The sequence below is a fragment of the Streptomyces sp. NPDC058279 genome (assembly GCF_042881255.1).
Lineage (GTDB): Bacteria > Actinomycetota > Actinomycetes > Streptomycetales > Streptomycetaceae > Streptomyces.
Genome location: NZ_JBHVYA010000007.1, coordinates 288,203 through 306,735 on the forward strand (window position 1 = coordinate 288,203; position 18,533 = coordinate 306,735).

At 73.7% G+C, this 18,533-nt stretch carries 17 protein-coding genes; 11 read left to right on the forward strand and 6 right to left on the reverse strand.

Going from position 1 to position 18,533, the window contains the following annotated elements; all coding sequences use genetic code 11:
* Positions 1–52: 52 nt before the first annotated feature.
* A complete protein-coding gene (locus ACFVXJ_RS16710; RefSeq protein WP_389662388.1) occupies positions 53–1,519 on the reverse strand; it encodes a helix-turn-helix domain-containing protein in 1,467 nt (488 codons plus the stop codon).
* A gap of 119 nt (positions 1,520–1,638) precedes the next feature.
* Between ACFVXJ_RS16710 and ACFVXJ_RS16715 the strand changes: the two genes are divergently transcribed.
* A complete protein-coding gene (locus tag ACFVXJ_RS16715) occupies positions 1,639–3,219 on the forward strand; it encodes a DUF6350 family protein (RefSeq protein WP_389662389.1) in 1,581 nt (526 codons plus the stop codon).
* A gap of 232 nt (positions 3,220–3,451) precedes the next feature.
* Here ACFVXJ_RS16715 and ACFVXJ_RS16720 read toward each other — a convergent pair whose 3' ends face one another.
* Positions 3,452–3,985, reverse strand: coding sequence for a hypothetical protein (locus ACFVXJ_RS16720; RefSeq protein WP_389662390.1), 534 nt, complete (start codon positions 3,983–3,985; stop codon positions 3,452–3,454).
* Positions 3,986–4,280: 295 nt separating this feature from the next.
* Between ACFVXJ_RS16720 and purN the strand changes: the two genes are divergently transcribed.
* Together purN and purH are read left to right on the forward strand one after the other, a co-directional pair.
* A complete protein-coding gene (purN, locus tag ACFVXJ_RS16725; protein WP_361312313.1) occupies positions 4,281–4,904 on the forward strand; it encodes a phosphoribosylglycinamide formyltransferase in 624 nt (207 codons plus the stop codon).
* Entirely contained in the window at positions 4,901–6,508 is a 1,608-nt protein-coding gene (gene purH / locus ACFVXJ_RS16730) for a bifunctional phosphoribosylaminoimidazolecarboxamide formyltransferase/IMP cyclohydrolase (RefSeq protein ID WP_389662391.1), read from the forward strand. Before purN ends, purH begins: the two co-directional genes overlap by 4 nt.
* Before the next feature lie 82 nt (positions 6,509–6,590).
* On the opposite strand, the gene ACFVXJ_RS16735 is transcribed toward purH, so the two are convergent.
* Positions 6,591–7,325 (reverse strand): RDD family protein, encoded by a 735-nt coding sequence (locus tag ACFVXJ_RS16735; protein WP_389662392.1) that lies wholly within the window; start codon positions 7,323–7,325, stop codon positions 6,591–6,593.
* 254 nt (positions 7,326–7,579) lie between these two features.
* Between ACFVXJ_RS16735 and ACFVXJ_RS16740 the strand changes: the two genes are divergently transcribed.
* The gene (locus ACFVXJ_RS16740) at positions 7,580–8,440 is read left to right on the forward strand and encodes a bifunctional methylenetetrahydrofolate dehydrogenase/methenyltetrahydrofolate cyclohydrolase (protein WP_389662393.1); all 861 of its coding nucleotides are present in this window, start codon (positions 7,580–7,582) and stop codon (positions 8,438–8,440) included.
* On the forward strand, positions 8,430–8,873 hold the full coding sequence (locus ACFVXJ_RS16745; protein WP_389662394.1) for a DUF3017 domain-containing protein: 444 nt from the start codon (positions 8,430–8,432) through the stop codon (positions 8,871–8,873). Before ACFVXJ_RS16740 ends, ACFVXJ_RS16745 begins: the two co-directional genes overlap by 11 nt.
* 51 nt (positions 8,874–8,924) lie before the next feature.
* Here ACFVXJ_RS16745 and ACFVXJ_RS16750 read toward each other — a convergent pair whose 3' ends face one another.
* Complete coding sequence (locus ACFVXJ_RS16750) at positions 8,925–9,827, reverse strand: LysR family transcriptional regulator (protein WP_389662395.1); 903 nt, start codon at positions 9,825–9,827, stop codon at positions 8,925–8,927.
* 103 nt (positions 9,828–9,930) lie between these two features.
* On the opposite strand from ACFVXJ_RS16750, the gene ACFVXJ_RS16755 reads away from it, so the two are divergent.
* The 5 genes from ACFVXJ_RS16755 to ACFVXJ_RS16775 all read left to right on the forward strand — a co-directional run bounded on the left by ACFVXJ_RS16755 (position 9,931) and on the right by ACFVXJ_RS16775 (position 14,953).
* Positions 9,931–10,545, forward strand: coding sequence for a short chain dehydrogenase (locus ACFVXJ_RS16755; RefSeq protein ID WP_389662464.1), 615 nt, complete (start codon positions 9,931–9,933; stop codon positions 10,543–10,545).
* A gap of 200 nt (positions 10,546–10,745) precedes the next feature.
* On the forward strand, positions 10,746–11,735 hold the full coding sequence (locus ACFVXJ_RS16760; RefSeq protein WP_389662396.1) for a malate dehydrogenase: 990 nt from the start codon (positions 10,746–10,748) through the stop codon (positions 11,733–11,735).
* 151 nt (positions 11,736–11,886) lie between these two features.
* Positions 11,887–13,617 carry a hypothetical protein gene (locus tag ACFVXJ_RS16765; protein ID WP_389662397.1) on the forward strand — a complete coding sequence of 577 codons (1,731 nt, stop codon included), beginning with the start codon at positions 11,887–11,889 and terminating at the stop codon, positions 13,615–13,617.
* Positions 13,607–14,002: a hypothetical protein gene (locus tag ACFVXJ_RS16770; RefSeq protein WP_389662398.1), complete on the forward strand. Its 396-nt coding sequence runs from the start codon at positions 13,607–13,609 to the stop codon at positions 14,000–14,002. The genes ACFVXJ_RS16765 and ACFVXJ_RS16770 overlap by 11 nt, the downstream gene beginning before the upstream one ends.
* A 3-nt stretch (positions 14,003–14,005) precedes the next feature.
* Positions 14,006–14,953, forward strand: a complete 948-nt coding sequence (locus ACFVXJ_RS16775; protein ID WP_389662399.1) for a hypothetical protein — start codon at positions 14,006–14,008, stop codon at positions 14,951–14,953.
* A 36-nt stretch (positions 14,954–14,989) separates the two neighbouring features.
* On the opposite strand, the gene ACFVXJ_RS16780 is transcribed toward ACFVXJ_RS16775, so the two are convergent.
* The gene (locus tag ACFVXJ_RS16780) at positions 14,990–15,493 is read right to left on the reverse strand and encodes a carboxymuconolactone decarboxylase family protein (RefSeq protein ID WP_389662400.1); all 504 of its coding nucleotides are present in this window, start codon (positions 15,491–15,493) and stop codon (positions 14,990–14,992) included.
* Positions 15,494–15,539: 46 nt separating this feature from the next.
* Between ACFVXJ_RS16780 and ACFVXJ_RS16785 the strand changes: the two genes are divergently transcribed.
* The gene (locus ACFVXJ_RS16785; protein ID WP_389662401.1) at positions 15,540–16,955 is read left to right on the forward strand and encodes a PLP-dependent aminotransferase family protein; all 1,416 of its coding nucleotides are present in this window, start codon (positions 15,540–15,542) and stop codon (positions 16,953–16,955) included.
* 669 nt (positions 16,956–17,624) lie between these two features.
* Here the strand turns inward: ACFVXJ_RS16785 and ACFVXJ_RS16790 are convergent.
* Positions 17,625–18,425, reverse strand: coding sequence for a hypothetical protein (locus ACFVXJ_RS16790; protein ID WP_389662465.1), 801 nt, complete (start codon positions 18,423–18,425; stop codon positions 17,625–17,627).
* Positions 18,426–18,533 lie beyond the last annotated feature (108 nt).

Here is an 18,533-nt window from a genome sequence, read left to right on the forward strand (position 1 = left end):
CCCGCACCCTCTCGGGGTGCGGGCCACGCCCGTTTTGCCGTGCGCCGCCCCGCTACTCGACCTTCGGCGCGAGACGGGCCGGACCGGCCGCCGGGTCCGAGCGGAGCCTGTCGTGCAGCTCCTTGCTCTGTTCGGTGAACCGCTGCGGTCCGCTGAGCGGGGGCACCCCCGAGACGCTCGAACCCGGTGCGATCGGGGCGATGTACTCGGTCGGCGCCGTGGTCGCCGTGTACGCCGTCGCGACCGCGATCACCGCCGTCAGCCCGAGCGCCGCCCGGCTCAGCGACCGGGAGCGGCGCTCGCAGGAAGTGCGTACGGCGGCGGCCGGGCGGGGCTCCAGGGAAACGGCCGGTCTGACCGAGCCCATGCGTTCACGCAGCCGGGCCGAGCGCTGCGCGGGCGGCAGGCCGTCCAGCTCGGGCATCCGGGCGGCGAGCGCGGCGTGCGCGTTCAGGAGGCGCAGGCCGGCGGTCGGGGTCGACGCCTCGATCTCCGCGGCCGTGTCGGGAAGGTCGAGGCCGACGCCGTCGTAGAGCAGGACGGCCCGGCGGTACGCGGTCGGCAGCGCCAACAGCGCGTCCATCGTGATCCGGTCGGCGGGCTCGGCCGGGGGCTTGTCGGGGTGGCGGAAGGCCCGGCGAAACCGGTGCCAGGGGGAGAGGGCGTACTCGTGCGAGACCGCGCGCACCCACCCCACCGGGTCCGGGTCGGTGGCGACCTCGGGCCAACGCGCCCAAGCCTGGAGGAACGCCTTGTCGACGGCCTCAAGGGCGAGTGAACGGCGACCGGTGAGCAGGTACGCCTGGCGGACGAGTGCCGGAGCGGCGTAGGTGTGCAGGGCGTCGAAGGCCCGAGCGGGCGTCAGGGGGCCCGGGTCCACGGGTGCTTCGGCCTCGGCGGCGGCCGGGGCCTCGGCGGGCGGCGTGTCGGCGTCGGCGTCGGCGTCGGGGTTGGGGTCGGGGTCGGTGCCGGCGACGGGTTCGGGGTCGGTCCGGGTCTCGGGCTGTGGCTGTGGCTGTGGGTGGGCTTGCGGCTGCGGCTGTGGTGGGGGCTGTGGTGGGGGCTCGGGCCCGGCCTCCGGGGGCTGCGGGGTGTGGTCGCCGTCGGCCTTGGCCGGGGTCCTGCTCTCGTGGCGCGCGGAGTTGGCCGGCGGCTTCGCGGCCCGCTTCGACGCCGCCTTGGGCCGCTTTCGGGAGCCGATCGGCCGCGCGGGGGCGGGGGAGACCCGTACGGCGGTGGGGCCGGCGGCCTTCGCGGTCTCGGTGGCCTCCGGTTCCGGCGCGTCGGGGGGACGGGACGCCGAGAGACGGGTGAGGAACCGGACGTACGCCTTGCGTTTTCGACCGCGCGGCTGCGTCCGCCCCGACTCCCAGGAGCGGACGGTGGCCGGACTGACCCCGACGGCCGCTGCCACCTCACCGTGCGTCAGTTCGGCGGATTCGCGCAGCCTTCGGCGTTCCTGGGGGGAAGGGAGGTCGGCCTCCCCCGAGGCGGAGGTCGTTCCGACGCCTTGTGTCATGCCACTCTCCCCGCGACCCGGTAGCTCTGCGCGAAAAAGTACATAAACGTATATTGAGCGACACCACGGACAATCGCCTGTTACCCGGCCATAGCGCGTGTCGTTGGCACCATGGCGGGGTGACCCAAGTGACGGAACGCGGTACCTCGTTGTCGATGGCCCCCCGGGCCGCCGTGCGGCGCCGCTCGCCGGCGGCCGCCGCGTGCGTGTTCGGCGGCGCGGTGGCCGCAGGACTGGGGCTCGGCTTTCTGGCCGTGCTCGTGATCGTGCTGTGGATCAGCTCCCCCTACCCCGACAGCGGGCCGGGTGGGGCGCTGCACCTGGCGGCCGGGCTGTGGCTGCTCGCCCACGGGACCGAACTCGTCCGCTACGAGACCTTGTCGGGGGTGCCGGCGCCCGTAGGGGTGACGCCGCTGCTGCTGGTGGCGCTGCCGGTGCTGTTGCTGCGGCGGGCCGCGCGGCTGGGCAGCGCCCTGGGCGACGGCCAGGTGGACGGCCGGGGCGACGACGAGGTGTTGCCGGCCGGTGTCGTGTTCTCGGCGGTGACCTGCGGGTACCTCGGCGTCGGGGCGTTGGCGACGGTGTACGCGTCGGGTGGCCCGATGCCGGCCGACCCGCTGAGCGCGGCGTGGCACCTGCCGCTGGTGGCCGTACTGGCCGCGGCGGGCGGGGTCTGGGCGGCGCGGGGAAGACCGCTCCGGGAACTCCCGGGATGGGTGCCGGCATGGGTGGCGGGGGGCGTACGGAGGGCCATCGCGCGCCCCCGCTACGAGCTGGCGCTGCGTTCCGGCGCGGCCGGGGCGCTGGTGCTGCTGGGTGGTGGCGTGCTGCTGGTCGGGGCGTCGCTGGTGTGGCACGGAGCGGAGGTCCGGGGATCGTTCCTGGGGCTGACCGGGGTGTGGTCGGGGAGGTTCGCGGTGCTGCTGCTGGCGGTGACGCTGGTTCCGAACGCGATGGTGTGGGGCGCGGCGTACGGCCTGGGGCCGGGCTTCGCGCTGGGCACGGGCGCGACGGTGACGCCGCTCGGCACGGTCGGATCGCAAGCGGCGCTGCCGAGGTTCCCGCTGTTGGCGGCGCTGCCGGGGGTGGGGGCGGGGACGCCGCTGACCTGGGTGGCGTTGGCCGTGCCGGTGGTGGCGGGGTTGGCGGTGGGGTGGTTCGCGGTGCGGCGGGCGCGGGAGGTCTCGTACGGGGAGACCGCGTGGACGGCGGCGCTGGGCGCGGTGGTGTGCGGGGTGCTGATGGCGGGGCTCGCCGCGGTGGCGGCGGGGCCGCTGGGGTCGCGGGAGCTGGCGCGGTTCGGGCCGGTGTGGTGGCAGGTGGGGGGCGCGGCGGTGGTGTGGGCGGTGGTGCTGGCCGTGCCGGTGGCTGTGGCGGTGCACGGGTGGCGGGTGCGGCCGGTGAGGGGGGCGCGGGGGGTGGACGTGGCGGACGAGTGGCACGACTCGGGCGTACGGGAGTTGCGGTGGGCGGCGTTGCGGGAGGCGGCGGTTCCGATGGTGGCTCCGCCCGTGGCTCCGCCGGTTATGGCGGGGGCGGGGGTTGCTGACGTGCCGTCGGAGGTGGTGCCGGTGCCCGGGGCGGTGCCGGTGCCGGAGTCGGAGTCGGATGTGGCGGCCGTGCCGGTGGCGGCGGTTGCGGCGGAGTTGGTGCCGGGGGTGTCCGGGGCGCGGGTGCTGTCGCGGCGGCCGACCGTCTGACGGGCGGGCGCACGGCGGGTGCGGCGCCGTTGCCGGGGGCCGGCCCCCGGACCCCCGCGCCTCAAACGCCGGCGGGGCTGGACAGGCCGGCTGCGCCGGGCCTTCCGGGGCTCCGCCCCGCACCCCGCGCCTCAATCGCCGGCGGGGCTGGAGTTGCCCCGTGCCGCAAGCGCCAGCGGCGCTGGAGTACCTGGCGGGGCCGGGGTGACCGGCGGGGCTGGGTCTGGTCGGCTCAGCGTTGGACCTTGAGGACCTTGCCCAGGAAGTTGTCCGGGAGGAGCGTGTTGCATTCGAGTTCGGCCGTCTTCGTCAGGGCGTCGTCGCGGCAGACGTAGAAGTCCTTGTACGCCAACTGCACCGCGTACGAACTCGCCGCCAGCAGCAGGGCCAGGGTCGCCGTCACCAGGCCGCTGACCGCCGCCGTGCGCTGCGGGCGGGCCGCGGGGCCGAGGGATTCGACGTCGCCGCGGAGGGCGCTGATGCCCCAGTACAGCGCGAGCGCGCCCAGCAGCAGCCCCACCGACTGAATCCCGAAGATGCCGAAGAAGAACCCCCACATGCCCGCGAGCAGCGCGTACCGGGCGCGGCGCTGGATCGGGTCCGTCGGGTCCCATCGGGCCGGGCCCTCGGGGGTCGGGCCGGCGCCGCCGGGGCCGCCCGAGCCGTCACCGCCCCGCGGCTGCCACGGCTGGTCGGGCCTGCCCTCGGGGGGCGCCGCGAAGGGGTTGTCGTCGGTCGAGGAGTCGGGCTGACGGCGGTCCGGCATCGAGTGCGTTACTTCCCCTGTGTCGTGGACGGTGCTGTGGTCGTGGCATCGGCGTGGCATCGCAGTGGCTCCGGCGTCGGGCACCTCGGGTCACGCCGTTCGCGGCTTCCACGCCGCACGCTACCCCCCGGCCGTCCCCCCGTCCCTCGGGGGCGGTCCCGCGTGCCGGTATCGTTGCAGGCGGTCCACCGCTTCGTATGGTTCCCCGTATATCGGGGACCCGGAGTTTCGTATGACCGTACAAGTGCAGCAAGCGCACCACGTGCAAGTGACGCCCCCCAAGAAAGGGCCTCCCATGGCCGCCTCCCGCCTGGTCGTGCTGGTCTCCGGTTCCGGCACCAACCTCCAGGCCCTGCTCGACGCCATCGACTCCCACCCCGAGGGCCCAGAGGGCTTCGGCGCCCGGGTCGTCGCGGTCGGCGCCGACCGCGACGGCATCGTCGGCCTGGAGCGCGCCGAGAAGGCCGGGATCCCCACCTTCGTGTGTCCGGTCAAGGCGTACGACACCCGCGCCGAGTGGGACGTCGCGCTCACCGAGGCCACCGCCGCCCACGAGCCGGACCTGGTGGTCTCCGCCGGGTTCATGAAGATCGTCGGGCCGGAGTTCCTGGCGCGCTTCGGCGGCCGGTTCATCAACACCCACCCCGCCCTGCTGCCCGCCTTCCCGGGCGCGCACGGCGTCCGCGACGCCCTCGCCTACGGGGCCAAGGTCACCGGCTGCACCGTCCACTTCGTGGACGGCGGCGTGGACACCGGCCCGATCATCGCCCAGGGTGTCGTCGAGATCCGGGACGGGGAAGACGAAGCCGCTCTCCATGAGCGCATCAAGGAAGTCGAGCGCACGCTGCTCGTCGACGTCGTGGGGCGCCTGGCCCGGCACGGCTACCGCATTGAGGGACGAAAGGTAACAATCCAGTGACCGCCGTAGAGACCGCAGACAGCAGCAACGACCCGACCACGACCCAGCGGCCGATCCGTCGTGCGCTCATCAGCGTCTACGACAAGACGGGACTGGAAGAGCTGGCCCGCGGCCTGCACGAGGCGGGCGTCGCGCTCGTCTCCACCGGCTCCACCGCTTCCAAGATCGCCGCGGCCGGGGTGCCCGTCACCAAGGTCGAGGAGCTGACCGGCTTCCCCGAGTGCCTGGACGGCCGGGTCAAGACCCTGCACCCGCGCGTGCACGCCGGCATCCTCGCCGACCTGCGCCTGGACAGCCACCGCGAGCAGCTCCAAGAGCTCGGCGTCGAGCCCTTCGACCTGGTGGTCGTCAACCTGTACCCCTTCCTCGCCACGGTGCAGTCCGGCGCCACCGCCGACGAGTGCGTCGAGCAGATCGACATCGGCGGCCCCTCGATGGTCCGCGCCGCCGCCAAGAACCACCCCTCGGTCGCCGTCGTGACCAGCCCCGAGCGGTACGCCGACGTGCTGTCCGCGGCCCGGGGCGGCGGCTTCGACCTGACCGCCCGCAAGCGGCTCGCCGCCGAGGCGTTCCAGCACACCGCCGCCTACGACGTGGCCGTCGCCTCCTGGTTCACGAGCGCCTACGCCCCCGAGCCCGAGGCCGTCCTGCCCGAGTTCCTGGCCGGCGCCTGGGAGCGCAAGTCGACCCTCCGTTACGGCGAGAACCCCCACCAGGCCGCCGCCCTCTACACGGACGGGCAGCCGGGCGGCCTCGCCAACGCCGAGCAGCTGCACGGCAAGGAGATGTCCTTCAACAACTACGTGGACACCGAGGCGGCCCGTCGCGCGGCCTACGACCACGAAGAGCCCTGCGTCGCGATCATCAAGCACGCCAACCCGTGCGGGATCGCCGTGGGCGACGACGTGGCCGCCGCCCACCGCAAGGCGCACGCCTGCGACCCGCTCTCCGCGTTCGGCGGCGTCATCGCCGTCAACCGACCGGTGACCGTGGAGCTCGCCGAGCAGGTCGCGGAGATCTTCACCGAGGTCATCGCCGCCCCGGGCTACGAGGACGGCGCGGTGGAGATCCTCGCCAAGAAGAAGAACATCCGCGTGCTGAAGGTGGACGGCACCCCGCACCAGCCGGGTGACCTCAAGCCCATCTCCGGCGGCGTGCTGCTCCAGCAGTCCGACACGTTCGAAGCGGGACGGGGCGCCGAGGGCGACGACCCGCGGAACTGGACCCTGGCGACCGGCGAGGCCCTCTCGGCCGCCGAACTCGCCGAGCTGGCCTTCGCGTGGAAGGCGTGCCGGGCCGTGAAGTCCAACGCGATCCTGCTCGCCAAGGACGGCGCCTCGGTCGGCGTCGGCATGGGCCAGGTCAACCGGGTCGACTCCGCGAAGCTCGCGGTCGAGCGGGCCGGCGCGGAGCGGGCGCGGGGATCGTACGCCGCCTCCGACGCGTTCTTCCCCTTCCCGGACGGGCTGGAGATCCTCACCGCGGCGGGCATCAAGGCCGTGGTGCAGCCGGGCGGTTCGGTCCGTGACGAGCAGGTCATCGAGGCCGCGAAGCAGGCCGGCGTGACGATGTACTTCACGGGAACCCGCCACTTCTTCCACTGACGGACCCCGTCACAGGCCGAAGGCCGCGTCCCCCATCGGGGGGCGCGGCCTTCGGGCGTTCGAGCGGTGAACGCGGTGACGGTTACTTCGTCTTGACGACGAGGGTGCCGGCGGCGCGGTCGTGCCAGCCCTGGAGCTTGCCCGAGTTGTCGAAGAACGGGGACAGGTAGACCAGGACGGCGCCGATGTAGCAGAGGAAGGCGCCGACGATCGGGATGATCCAGCGGATGAAGCCGCCGCCCAGGCCGGGGGCCTGGCCTGTGTTCTCCTTGACGACCTTCAGGCCGAGCGCCATCTTGCCGACGGTCGCGCCGACGAAGGCGATCATCAGCCACTCGTAGAGCGCGGTGACCAGGAAGAACAGCAGCATGACGCCCAGGAAGGTCATCAGCATGCTGCCGGTGGCCGCGTTCGCGTCGTTGACGCAGGACGTGTACGTCGTCGACGTCACGTCACAGTCGTTGACGGACTTCGAGGTGCTGAAGATGCCGGCTACGCCGACCAGGCTGAGGATCGTGTACAGGATGCCGATCGCGGCGCCGTCGATGAGGCGCGCGCCGAACCGGCGGCCCATCGTGGCGACCTGGACGGTGCCCAGGCCCGCGACGTTGATGTAACCGTTGTTCGCCTGCAGCGTGCCCGGTGCCTGGGGCGGCACGGCGCCGTACGGCGGCTGACCCGGCTGCTGCGGGTATCCGTAACCGGCCTGCGGCGGAACGCCCTGCGGGGCCTGCTGCGGGTATCCGTAGCCGGGCTGGCCCTGCGGGGCCGGCGGCTGCTGCTGCCCGTACGGGTTGTTCGGGTCGCCGAAGCTCATCTGGGTCTTTCCTCCGTGAAGTGCGGGGACGCACGGCACGCACGGAGGACTTCGGCTTTCTGCGGTACGCCCCCCGGCACTGCCCGCGGCACTCGTTGCGATCGTGTTGCCGACCGTCATCGTGGTGGTCCCGTACCGGCCTTGTCCAGCCAGTTGCGAGGCTGGGGCGTACTTGTTGTGCAAGTGCAATGAAGTAGACCGTCCGGTTCTGCCCGACTGGAACCGGGAGCGCTCCATCCGGGAGGATGGACCGCATGACCGCCCAGATTCTCGATGGCAAGGCCACCGCAGCCGCGATCAAGTCCGAACTGACCGCCCGCGTGGCGGCGCTGAAGGCCCGGGGTGTCACCCCCGGCCTCGGCACCCTGCTGGTCGGTGACGATCCGGGCAGCCGCTGGTACGTCAACGGCAAGCACAAGGACTGCGCGGAGGTCGGCATCGCCTCCATCCAGCGCGAACTCCCGGCCACCGCCTCCCAGGAGGACATCGAGGCGGTCGTGCGGGAACTCAACGAGAACGCCGAGTGCACGGGTTACATCGTGCAACTCCCCCTCCCCAAGGGCATCGACACCAACCGCGTGCTGGAGCTGATGGATCCGCTCAAGGACGCCGACGGACTCCACCCGATGTCCCTCGGCCGGCTGGTCCTCAACGAGCCCGGCCCGCTGCCCTGCACCCCGTACGGGATCGTGGCGCTGCTGCGGCACCACGGCGTGGAGATCAACGGCGCGCACGTCGTCGTCCTGGGTCGCGGGGTCACCGTCGGGCGCTCCATCGGCCTCCTGCTGACCCGCAAGTCGGAGAACGCCACCGTGACCCTCTGTCACACCGGTACGCGGAACCTCTCCGGGCTGCTGCGGCAGGCGGACATCATCGTCGCTGCCGCCGGGGTGCCGCACCTGGTCAAGCCGGAGGACGTGAAGCCGGGCGCGGCCGTGCTGGACGTCGGCGTCAGCCGCGACGAGAGCGGGAAGATCGTCGGCGACGTGCACCCGGGCGTCGCGGAGGTCGCGGGCTGGCTGTCGCCGAACCCCGGCGGTGTGGGCCCGATGACCCGCGCCCAACTGCTCGTCAATGTCGTCGAGGCGGCGGAACGGACCACCAGTGCGGGTTGAGCACACCACCGGCCCGACCGCCGGGGACGAGGGGGCCGCCGAGGCCCCCAAGTCCCGTCGGTTCCCGTCGGTCACCCGGGACACCGCCCGCCCCGAGGGCGGCGGCCGGGCCGCTCCCGGGGACGCGCCGGCGCCCGCCCGGCAGTGGCCGATGCTCAGCGTCCTCGCCGCCACCGCCGCCGGGCTGCTGACGACGGCCGTGGGCTATGCCCGGGTGGGCTGCCTGATCATCGGTGTCGCGCTGATCGCGGCCGCGGTGATGCGGCGCGTACTGCCCTCGGTGGGGATGCTCGCGGTCCGCTCCCGGTTCACGGACCTCCTGACGTACGGGGTGCTCGGCGTGGCCATCACGCTGCTCGCGCTGGTGATGGAGCCCGCTCCCTGGGTGCACATCCCGTTCCTGGAGACGGCGGTCCGCTTCACCGTCCGCTGAGCGCACCGCACGCCGGGCCGACCACCCGCCCGGTTCACCACTAGCCGCGGTTCACCGGCCGCCCGGCGCGGCGGCCAGGGCCGCCAGGGCCGCCAGGACCGCCGCGACCGCCGGCTGCGCCTCGGTGCCCGCCCGTACCAGCGCCTCCAGGGTCCGCCCCGGGCCCGGCAGGTCCACCAGGACCGTGCCCGGCGGCGGCGCGTCGCACATCAGCTTCGGCAGCATCGAGACCGCCCGGCCGGTGGCCACCAGCCACAACCCGGCCCGCAGGTCCCCGCACTCGTGCGCGAGCCGCGGGGTGAAGCCGGCGTTGCGGCAGGCGTGCAGCAGCATCTCGCGGCAACTGCTCGGGGCCGGCGCGCTGACCCAGTCGGCCTCCCGCAGCGCCGCCAGGCCGTCCCGCTCGTAGGCCGGCAGCAGCGCCTCGGGCAGCGCCAGGCACAGCGGGTCCTCGAACAGCGGGACGGCGGCGGTCCCGCTCGCGGGCGGGGCGCCGAGCAGCGGGTACGCGTACACCACCGCCAGGTCCAGGCGGCGCTGCCGCAGCCGCGGGACGGCTTCCTCCGGGTCGGCCTGCACGATGCGCGGGCGCAGCAGGGGGTGGTGTTCGGCGAGGGCCGCCAGCAACGGGGCCGCGACCGTGGCCAGCGCGCTCGGGGCGCAGCCGATCCGCACCTCGCCGACGGGTCCGGCGTCCAGGGCCCGTACCGCCCCCTCCGCCCGTTCCAGGGCGGCCAGTACCGGCTCGCACGCACGGGCCAGAGCCGCCCCGGCCGGGGTCAGGCGCAGCCCCCGGCCCTCCCGTTCGACGAGGACTGCGCCCGCCTCCGCCTCCAGGGCGCGCAACTGCTGGGAGACGGCGGAGGGGGTCACCCGGTGCAGGTCGGCGACCGCTGTCACCTTCCCGTGTTCGGCGAGGTCGCGGAGCATCACCATGCGTTTCACGTCCAGCATGGGGCCAGCCTACGCCCGCCACGTAGTTGTACTTCACTTTCGATGAAGGAAAGGTAGCTGGACTTAACGGTCAGGCCGGGTGATGCTCGCGGGTATGAGCTCCCTGAAAGTCGTACTGATCGGCGCCAACGGAACCCTGGGCCGCGCGGTCCACACCGCCCTGCGCGAGCGCGGCCACCAGGTCATCACCGCCTCGCGCAAGGACGCCGAGGTCCTCGTCGACATCACCGACCCCGAGTCGATCCGCGCCATGTACGAGACGGTCGCCGAGCGCTTCGGCGCGGTCGACGCCGTCGCGAGCGCGGCCGGCAGCGTCCCGTGGCGCCCGCTCGGCGAACTGACCACGCAGGACGTGCGCGCGGGCCTCGAAGGCAAGGCCGTCAGCCAGATCGAGCTGGTCCGCCAAGGCGCCGCCCGGCTGCCCGCGCACGCCTCGTACACGCTGATCACCGGAATCCTGGCCCGCGAACCGCTGCTCACCGGTTCCGTCGCCTCCCTCGTCAACGGCGCGGTGGAGGCGTTCGTCCGGGCCGCCGCCATCGAACTCCCCGGGCGCCAGCGCGTCAACGCCGTCAGTCCCACCGTCTTCACCGAGTCCCTCGACGCCTACGGGGACGCCTTCGCGGGCTTCGACGCCGTGCCGGTCGCCCGCGCGGCGAACGCCTATGTGAAATCCGTCGAAGGACACCGGACGGGGGAGGTCTTCCGGGTGGAATGAGGGCCCGGACGGCCGGTGGGCCTTCGAACATCCGGGTCCGTGTGCCACGCACCACACGGGCCTGTGGATTAGCCGCCCCCGGGGTCGGATAGCCTGACCGCGGATGTCTCTTCACGTCAAGATTTAGAGGACAGCGAAGCGGCGTCCTCCAGCACATGGGGCAGGGACGCCCCACCGCCAGCTGTCTAACGGAGAAGGCCATGACCCGCACTCCCGTGAATGTCACCGTCACCGGCGCCGCCGGCCAGATCGGCTACGCGCTGCTCTTCCGCATCGCGTCCGGTCACCTGCTCGGCGCGGACGTGCCGGTCAAGCTCCGGCTCCTCGAAATCCCCCAGGGCATGAAGGCCGCCGAGGGCACCGCCATGGAGCTCGACGACTGCGCCTTCCCGCTGCTCCGCGGCATCGACATCTTCGACGACCCGAACCAGGGCTTCGAGGGTGCCAACGTCGCGCTGCTCGTCGGCGCCCGCCCCCGCACCAAGGGCATGGAGCGCGGTGACCTGCTCTCCGCCAACGGCGGCATCTTCAAGCCGCAGGGCGCCGCGATCAACGCGCACGCCGCGGACGACATCAAGGTCCTCGTCGTGGGCAACCCGGCCAACACCAACGCGCTCATCGCGCAGGCCGCCGCCCCGGACGTACCGGCCGAGCGGTTCACCGCGATGACCCGTCTGGACCACAACCGCGCGATCTCGCAGCTGGCCGCCCGCACCGGCGCCGCCGTCTCCGACATCAAGCGCCTCACCATCTGGGGCAACCACTCGGCGACCCAGTACCCGGACATCTTCCACGCGGAGATCGCCGGCAAGAACGCCGCCGAGGTCGTCAACGACGAGCTGTGGCTCGCCGAGACCTTCATCCCGACCGTCGCCAAGCGCGGCGCCGCGATCATCGAGGCCCGTGGCGCGTCCTCGGCCGCCTCCGCCGCCAACGCCGCCCTGGACCACGTCCACACCTGGGTCAACGGCACCGCCGCCGGTGACTGGACGTCCATGGGTGTCCCGTCGGACGGTTCCTACGGCGTCCCCGAGGGCATCATCTCCTCGTTCCCCGTCACGACCAAGGACGGCAAGTACGAGATCGTCCAGGGCCTCGACATCAACGAGTTCTCCCGTACGCGCATCGACGCGTCCGTGGCGGAGCTGGTCGAGGAGCGCGACGCGGTGCGCGAGCTCGGCCTGATCTGAACCGACTGACCGAACGGGTCGGGCCGGTCCTCGCACCGGCCCCACCAGTTCGAACCAGTACGAACGACGAAGCGCCCCGGCCAAACCAGGTCGGGGCGTTTTGGCGTGATTCGGCCTGTCGCGCCATGTAGGGGGAACCTAAGGTCGGTCGGTGACCGAGACACCGATTCCCCACCAGCCGACCGGTCCGACCGGCTGGGGCGATCCACGCGCCGGACGCCCGCCGGTACACCCCTCGCTCAGCGAGGCCGGCCGGTTCCTGTGCGCCGGTACCTACCTCGACGCCGGCTTCCGCGACCGGGTCATCGACGAGCTCTACGTCCACGAAGAGCGCATCGTCGCCCCCTCCTACGGCTACGACGCCTCCCGGGTGCTCGCCCACGCGCTGCGCGCCCGCCGCACCGAACTCGGCTGGGCGGCCGGGGTGCTCGGCGCCTGGTTCGTCGGCTCCCTCCTCACCGGCGGCGCCCTCATGCTGCTGGTCCTCCCCTTCCTGCTGCTGAGCCTCGCCGACTGGCTGCGCCGCCGGAACACGGCGCTCATGCGGGCGCTGGCCGTGATCGTCCGCGTCTACGTCTTCCTCACGCTCGCCTTCAGCCTGCTCTTCCTCGTCCTCGGCGGATTCGCCCTGATGAGCGCGTTCGGTGACTCCGGCGCGCCCGGCGCCCTGTTCCTCACCCCCTCCTTCGGGGACACCGCGGCGGCCACCGCCGCCTTCTGGTGGGTGCCCGTCGTCTTCGCGGCGGTCGTCACCGTCGTCGGCCTCCAACGCGGCCACGTGTACCGGACCATCACCCAGGACCTCAACGAGCGCCGCTACGCCGACCACGCCGGGGACCCGGCCGAAGCCGCCCCCGGAGTGCGCTTCCAGCGCGTGCGCGCCCGCATCCGGGCCGAGCAGCACGCACCGGTGATCATGTACGACGTCAACGACCCGTTCTGCGGCGCCGGTGACCCCTACCGGCCCTGGCAGCTCTCCGTCGAACTGCGCCCCCGCGAGGACCTGGGCCCCGACCGCAAGCCGACGCCCGTCACCAACGCCCACCTCGTCTCCCGGATCGTGCCCCTGCTGGAGCGCCTGCGGGTGCCCTCGCCGCACGGCTCCGTCGAGGCCCAGGCCGCCGTCGGCGACCGGATGCGGGAACTGGTCGTCGACGAATGCGTGTTCCTGCCCGCCAACGGGCTGCCGCACCGGGACGCCGCACAGGCCATCCACGCCCAGTACGCGCAGCAGCGGGCCGCCGCCATCGAGGAGGGCGGCGAGCGCCGCCGACACTTCCTGCGCGTACGCGTGGGCGGCTGGGACGAGAACCTCGTCGTCACCGTCTTCGTACGGGTCCACACCCAAGGCGGCATGATGATGCTCGAAGTCGCTCCGCACGTGCTGCTCCCGGTGGACGTCGCCTTCCACAACGCGGACGCCGACGCCCAGCGCTACCGCAACAACAACGGCTTCGGTAAGGCCGTCTGGGCCCTGCGGCAGACCCCCGGCTCGATCGCCGCCTCCGTCGCCACCCTGGCCCGCGGCCTGGCGAGCTGGTGGCGGATCGTCACCGGCGGCCACGGCGGCGCGCGCCCCGAGGGGCCGCGCCTGTCGGTCCGCGAACTCGCCTCCGAGGACAACGGGTCCCTGTTCCACCTCATGGACTTGGACCGCTTCCTGAAAACCGTTCAGGACCGCGTCGTCGGCGGGATTATCGTCGCCTTGCACGAAGCGGGCTGGCACACCGAGGAGTTCGCGGCCCGCGCCGTCAACGTCGCCGAGGGCGGGGTGTTCATCCAGTCGGTGAACGGCAGCGCCTTCAGCGTCGGCGGCAGCAACAACACCAACACCGGTCACCACAACGGCGGCAAGGGCAGGGGGAGCAGCGGTGGCAACTGACGGGAGCAACGCGGGCGCGAGGGACTCGGCGCAGCCGTCGGTCACACTCGGAGACATCACCGGCAGCGCGTTCAGCATCGGCGGCAGCAACAACACCAACACCGTCCGGCACGGGGGAGCGGAGACCGAGGTCCCCACCCCGCAGGTGCTGCTCGACGCGGTACTGGAACTGCGCGCCGCCCTCGTACGGGTGCCGCGGGGCGACGACCGGTCGGCCCTGGACGCCGAACTGGACGGCGCCGCCGAGGAACTGGAGACGGCGGGCGAGATCCGGCCGGGGCTCGCCGCCCGGCTGCGCGCGGCCCTGGAACGCTGGGCCCCGCTGGTGGAGTCGGTGAGCGCGGCGACCGCGCTGGCCGGGCTGCTCACCTCGCTGGGAGGCTGAGCCGTGGCACCGCAGCCGCAGGGCGCGCCCCGCTGGGACGCGCGGACGCAGCGCTGGGTGTGGGACGCCCCCGCCGACGCACCGGCCCCGGCCGCGCCCCCGCAGGCCGGGCCGGCGTACGACCCGCTCGCACCGACCGCGCCACAGGCCTACGACCCGGGCCGGCCGCCGGCGCCGCCCGCGTACGAGGGGAACCTGCCGCCGCTGCCGCCGGTGTACGACCCGCACCTGCCGCCGGCGCCGCCCGTACCCCCGGGGCCCCCGCGCCCCGAGGGGCCGGGCGGACGGTGGCTGACGCCGACCACGGCCGGCATCGCGGTGGCCGCCCTCGCGATCGGGGCGGCGGCCGTCTGGTTCGTCGAGCGCAGCCCCTCGGGGCCGCCCGCACACGCCGGGGCGACCGCGTCCGGCGCCTCGACGGCTGGCGGCGCGTCCGGGTCCCGGCCGCCGCGCACCTCCCCGCCGGCCGACGACCCGACCGGGAGCCCCTCCGCGGGCACCGGCTCCCCCGCGGGCGGTGCGCACGAGACGGTCCGCGACCCCAAGGGCTTCACCATCGCCGTCCCCACCGGCTGGGCCCGCGAGGAGAGCGAGAGCGGCGTCTTCTACCGGTCGCCCGACCGCACGTCGCTGCTCCAGGTCTTCCGGGTCAGCGAAGCGGAACTCAGCCCGCTGCAGGCCGTACAAGGCGCCTCCGCCGACCTGCGCGCCCGCACCCCGGGCTACGAGGAGATCCGCGTCGGCCAGGTCCCCGGATCGGATGACGCGGCGGAACTGGTCTACGAGTACGACAGCGTGGAGTCCCACGGCCGCCGCCGGGGCGTGGAACGGGTCTCCCGTACCCCCGACGGAGGCAAATGGGCCGTACTGACCGCAGGACCGGCCGCCGACTGGGCGGTCACCCGGGCGCACCACGCGGCGGCGCTGGAGGCGTTCCGGCCCGGCGGATGAGGCGCCGGCGGCCCGGTGCCGCCGGGGCCCGGTGACTCAGTTGCCGTACATGCCCGGCGTGTAGTGGCCCGGGACCAGGCGGCAGGTGACCCCGAACCGGTTCCAGGCGTTGATCGTCGTGATCGCGGCGATCAGCTGGACCAGTTCGGGCTCCTCGAAGTGCTCCGCGGCGGTCGCGTAGACCTCGTCGGGGACGAAACCGTCCGTCAGGACGGTCACCGCCTCCGTCAGCGCCAGCGCGGCCAGCTCCTTCTCGGTGTAGAAGTGCCGGGACTCCCGCCAGGCGGAGAGCTGCACGAGCCGTTCGACGCTCTCGCCCGCCGCCAGGGCGTCCTTGGTGTGCATGTCCAGACAGAAGGCGCAGCCGTTGAGCTGCGAGGCGCGGGTCTTGACCAGCTCGGTCAGGACCGGGTCGAGGCCCTTCTTGGAGGCGATCTCCAGGGCGACCATGGCCTTGTAGACCTCGGGCGCGTGCTTGTACCAGTTCAGCCGGGCGGGCTCTTCGGGGGCGTGTTCCGTGGTGTTCGTCGTCGTCGTCATGCTTCCACCGTACGAAGAGGGCAGCCCGCCGATATGGTCCACATCCATGACGGAATCCTGGGCCACTTTCGGTGCCGACCTGCACCTCGACCTCACCGCCGGACGGGGCCTGCGCGCCGGACTGACGGAGGCCCTGCGCGAGGCCGCGCGCAGCGGGCGGCTCGCGCCCGGAACCCGGCTGCCGTCCTCGCGGTCGCTCGCGGCGGACCTGGCCATCGCCCGGAACACGGTCGCGGAGGCGTACGCGGAACTCGTCGCGGAGGGCTGGCTGACGGCCCGCCAGGGCTCGGGCACCCGCGTCGCGGAACGGGCCAGACCTCGCCGCGCGACCCCGGCGCCCACCGCCGCCCGGGTACGTCCCCCCGCCCGCCGGGGGCCCGCGTACAGCCTCATCCCCGGCTCGCCGGACCTGGGCAGCTTCCCCCGCGCGGCCTGGGCGGCGGCGACCCGACGGGCCCTGACGGCCGCCCCCAACGACGCGCTCGGGTACGCCGTCGACGCGCGCGGCCGGGTGGAGCTGCGGGAGGCACTGGCCGGGTACCTGGCCCGGGCGCGCGGCGTGTACGCGGAGCCCGAACGGATCGTGCTGTGCGCCGGGTTCGCGCACGGGCTGATGCTGATGGCGAAGGTGTTGCGGGCGCGGCGGGTACGGGACGTGGCGGTCGAGGGCTACGGCCTCGACATCCACCGGGACCTGCTCACGGAAGCCGGGCTGCGCACGCAGCCGTTGCGGCTGGACGGGGCCGGGGCGCGGACCGACGAACTGCCCGGTACGGGGGCGGGCGCGGTGCTGCTCACCCCGGCCCACCAGTTCCCGACGGGCGGCGCGCTGACCCCGCGGCGGCGGGCGGCGGCGGTCGACTGGGCGCGGAGCACCGGCGGCCTGATCCTGGAGGACGACTACGACGGCGAGTTCCGCTACGATCGCCAGCCGGTCGGCGCGCTCCAGGGGCTGGACCCGGACCGGGTGGTGTACCTGGGCACGGCGAGCAAGTCCCTGGCGCCGGGGCTGCGGATGGGCTGGATGGTGGTGCCGGACGCGCTGCTGGAGGAGGTGCTCGCGGCGAAGGGCCACAGCGACTGGACTTCCGGCGCGGTGGAGCAGCTGACGCTGGCGGAGTTCATCCGGTCGGGGGCGTACGACCGGCACGTGCGGGGGATGCGGACGCGGTACCGCAGGCGGCGGGACGCGGTGGTCGAGGCGGTGTCCGACCGGGCGTCGGTGACGGGGGTGGCGGGCATCGCGGCGGGGCTGCACGTGGTGCTGGACCTCGCGCCGGGCATGGAACGGCCGGTGCTCCAGGCGGCGGCGGGCCAGGGCCTGGCCCTGGCGGGCCTCTCGGCCTTCCGCCACCCCACGACCGACCTGCCGGCCCGTGAGGCGGTGGTGGTGGGCTACGGCACCCCACCGGACAGCGCGTGGTCGCTGACGCTGTCGGCGCTGCTGTCCTCCCTACCGTAGCCCTGGCCGGGTCGTTGTGCGGGGTCCCGCGGGGGTTGCCCGGTGGGCCGGCCGGGGTGGGTGTTCGCCTCAAACTCCCCCAGCTACCGCTGGGAGGTGCCCCCACGGGGCTGGGGGTGGGGCCGGGGCCGGGCGTGGGGTGGGGTGTTGTCCGGGGCGGGCATGATTTATGGCGCCTGTTCCGTATCGGAGATGTCGGAGCCTGTGGGCGGCCACAAATCACGTTTTGGCCCCGGTCAACACCCCACCCCCCACCCGACCCCGGCCCGCTGGGTGGGTATCTGATCCTCGTCCTGCCCTGGGCTGCATGAATGAGTCCGCGGTTGTCTTTCCGCTGGGACCGGCGGTCATCTGAGGTTGACGGCCGGGCGGTGGTTTGTCCCCTCTGGTTGGGCTGGAGGTGTTGGTCGGGGGTGGGGGCGGGGTGGGGGGTCGACCGGGGCTAAAACGTGATTTGTGGCGCGTCGGCCCGCCCGGCCATGGGAGCCGGTTCGGGCGCCATAAATCATGCCCACCCCGTCCACGCCCCCGACCCCCCGCCCAGGCGCAACCACCCCCAGCCGCGCCGGCGTTTGAGGCGAACACCGACCCCGCCCGGCGGCACGGGCAACCCCCGCGGTGCCCCGCAAAGACGCCCGGCCAGGGCACCCGCAAAACACCCGGCCAGGGTCACGGTTCGCCGAAGCGGGCCAACGCCAGTGACCCCGCCACGGCCACCGCGAAGCCGAGGACCGCCAGCCAGGCCAGGCCCTCGCGGGGGGTGTCGCCGAGCCAGACCACCCCCACCGCCGCCGGGCCGACCGTCTCGCCCAGGACCAGGCCCGCCGTCGCCGCCGTCACCGAACCCCGCTGGAGCGCCGACGTGAGCAACAGGAACCCCGCACCCCCGCCCAACAGCAGCGCGTACACGGCCGGGTTGGCGAAGTCCACGCCGTCGATGAGCCGGACCGACACCTCCACCACCCCGAAGCCGGTACCCGCCCCCAGCCCCAGTGCCAACGCCCGCGCGCGGCCCGGGAGCCGGCCCGCCGCCGCCCCGGCGAGCAGCACCAGCACCGCCACCACCAGCAGCGCCGGCTTCAGCGCGGGCGGCCCCGGCTGGGTGCCCTCCTCGCCCGAGGACAGCCCCAGCATCACCAGCCCCCCGCACACCACGGCGACCGCCCACCACTCCGCCCGGCTCAGCCGCACCCGCAGCAGCCGCGCCGCGACCACCGCCGTCACCGCCAGGCTGGCCGCCAGCGCCGCTCCCACCACGTAAATGGGGATGTGCCGCAGCGCCACGATCTGCAGGACGAACCCGACCGCGTCCAAGCCCAGCCCCGCCACGTAACGCCACTGCCGGACCGCCCGCAGCAGCAGGGCCGCGTCCACCCCCGACCCCGTTCCCGGCGCCGTCGCCCGCGCGGCCACCGCCTGCAACACCGACGCCGTCCCGAAACAGACCGCCGCCCCCAGCGCGCAAACCATCCCAATCAGCACGAACAGACTGTAGGTCACCGTCGTGACGAGGGTGTGACGACGGCCGGATTCCATCCCCCCGCCGCCCCGCTCTAGTCTGTCGGGCAAGCCACCCAG